Origin of the sequence: Sulfurimonas sp. NWX79, assembly GCF_039667035.1 — a bacterium.
GTDB lineage: Bacteria > Campylobacterota > Campylobacteria > Campylobacterales > Sulfurimonadaceae > Sulfurimonas > Sulfurimonas indica.
In genome coordinates this window covers 1-1980 of the sequence record NZ_JALCZL010000048.1, presented here as the reverse complement: position 1 = coordinate 1980, position 1980 = coordinate 1, and the positions used below count along the sequence as shown (strand labels likewise).

The 1980-nt window shown below is 34.4% G+C and carries 2 protein-coding genes; one reads left to right on the top strand and one right to left on the bottom strand.

Annotation, left to right across the window (positions count from 1 at the left end; genetic code table 11):
* Positions 1-159: 159 nt before the first annotated feature.
* Positions 160-1380 carry an outer membrane protein transport protein gene (locus tag MNY27_RS10800; protein ID WP_152184129.1) on the top strand — a complete coding sequence of 407 codons (1221 nt, stop codon included), beginning with the start codon at positions 160-162 and terminating at the stop codon, positions 1378-1380.
* Positions 1381-1573: 193 nt separating this feature from the next.
* Here MNY27_RS10800 and MNY27_RS10795 read toward each other — a convergent pair.
* On the bottom strand, positions 1574-1980 hold a 407-nt coding region (locus MNY27_RS10795), incomplete at its 5' end, for an AIR synthase-related protein (RefSeq protein ID WP_346392337.1).

Genomic DNA, 1980 nt, shown 5'->3' with positions numbered 1-1980 from the left:
ATTTCCTATAATACAAGTGATTTTAATTGCAAATATAATATTTTTTTATATTGTTTACTTTTCATTTAAGATTCACTTAAAATTTAATCACCTATAATGCTTGCAATCGAAATAGCTTTATTGCTATCTCAATATTTTGATAACTCTTAAGGAGAGAAAATGAAAAAAACAATTAAATTGGCTCTAGTAGCTTCTTTAGCTTTAGGTGCAACTTCTGCATTTGCAACAAATGGTGCGGCATTAATCGGAATGGGTGCAAAAGCTCGTGGTATGGCTGGAACTGGAATCGGTATGAGCCATGGTGCAGAATCAGCTTTAGTGAATCCTGCTTTGATTACTTCTGTTGAGTCAACTGAAATCTCTTTTGGTGGTACACTTTTTATGCCAAATGTTAAAAACTCTAATGATTTAACACCTATTGGTGGAGCAAATGGAAGCGCAGACAGTGATGCTGATATGAATGTTATTCCAGAAGTATCTTTGGCTACAAAGATTAATGATAATTTTTATGTAGGTATCGGTATGTGGGGTACTGGTGGTATGGGTGTTGACTATCGTAAAGCAACAACTGATGCACAAATGAATATGGTTACAAATCTTCAATTAATGCAGTTTGGTGTACCTTTAGCATATAAATTGGATGCTTTTAGTATAGCAGTAACACCAATTTTACAATATGGTTCGTTGGATATCAACTATATTGCTCCAGCAGCATTTGGTGGTAATCAAAAAGGAGCAGGTGTTGCACAGGATTTACAATTTGGTTTTAATATAGGAGCTTCGTATGAATTAAATAATTTAACTGTTGGTGCTATATATAAATCTAAAATTGACATGAAATATGATGGAGTTTTATCAAATACTGTTGATTTATTTTCTTCAACAGGTGTATATAATAATGATAAGTTGTCTACACCTGCTGAAATTGGTATTGGTGCTTCTTATGTAATGGGTGAGCATACTGTAGCAATTGACTATAAGCAGATTCAATGGTCTGATGCAAAAGGGTATAAAGATTTTGAATGGGATGACCAAAATGTAATCTCTTTAGGTTATGAATATACAGCTGATACATGGGCTGCGCGTGTAGGTTATAATTATGCTTCAAGTCCAATTTCTGAGCAAAACTATACAGGTGTCAATTCTGCAAATTTATCTGCTGGTGTTGTTAATACATTTAACTTGTTAGGATTCCCAGGTATTGTTGAGTCTCACTATGCAATTGGTGGTACATTTAATCTTAATAAACAGACTTCAGTTGACTTAGCATTTAATTATGCTCCAGAAAAGACTGAAACATATGCTAACTTTGCTGGAAGTACAATTACAACGAAACACTCACAAACAGCTGTAAGTGCACAGCTAACATTTGACTTCTAGTCACTAAAAAGAAATTCTCCTCTCTTTTTAGCGTATCGCCTTTTGGCGGTACACTTTTCTTCTTTAAAAGTTTTTCATATTTATAAATTTACTTCTTTGGTTTTAGTGTTATGTTTTGTAGTAGTGATTGCAATATTTTGATTGTAGATTGAAGCCCAGATAGGCCTCAAGTTTTTTAGAAAGTAGTGTTGTATTAAATGAGTTTCGCTTCGCGAGGTCCCTCTTTTATCTCACCGATAAGATAAGAGCCATCTGCAGTTGCCAAAACTTTCTCGACATTAGCATCTTCTACAACGAAAATCATTCCTACACCCATATTAAATGCACGGAACATCTCATCTCTGTCGATGTGTTCACTCATAAGTTCAAAGATAGGAAGTACTTTGATGGCATCTTTTTGTACTTCTGCCATCAAGTTTTCAGGAAGTACACGAGGAAGGTTTTCTACGATTCCACCACCTGTGATGTGTGCCATGGCTACTATCTCATCTTTAAGTGCTTTAAATGTCTTTACATAGATGTTTGTAGGTTCTAGTAGAGTTTCGATGAGTGGTTTTCCATTAAACTCGTCATCGAATTTCATATTCATTTTTTCAAAAA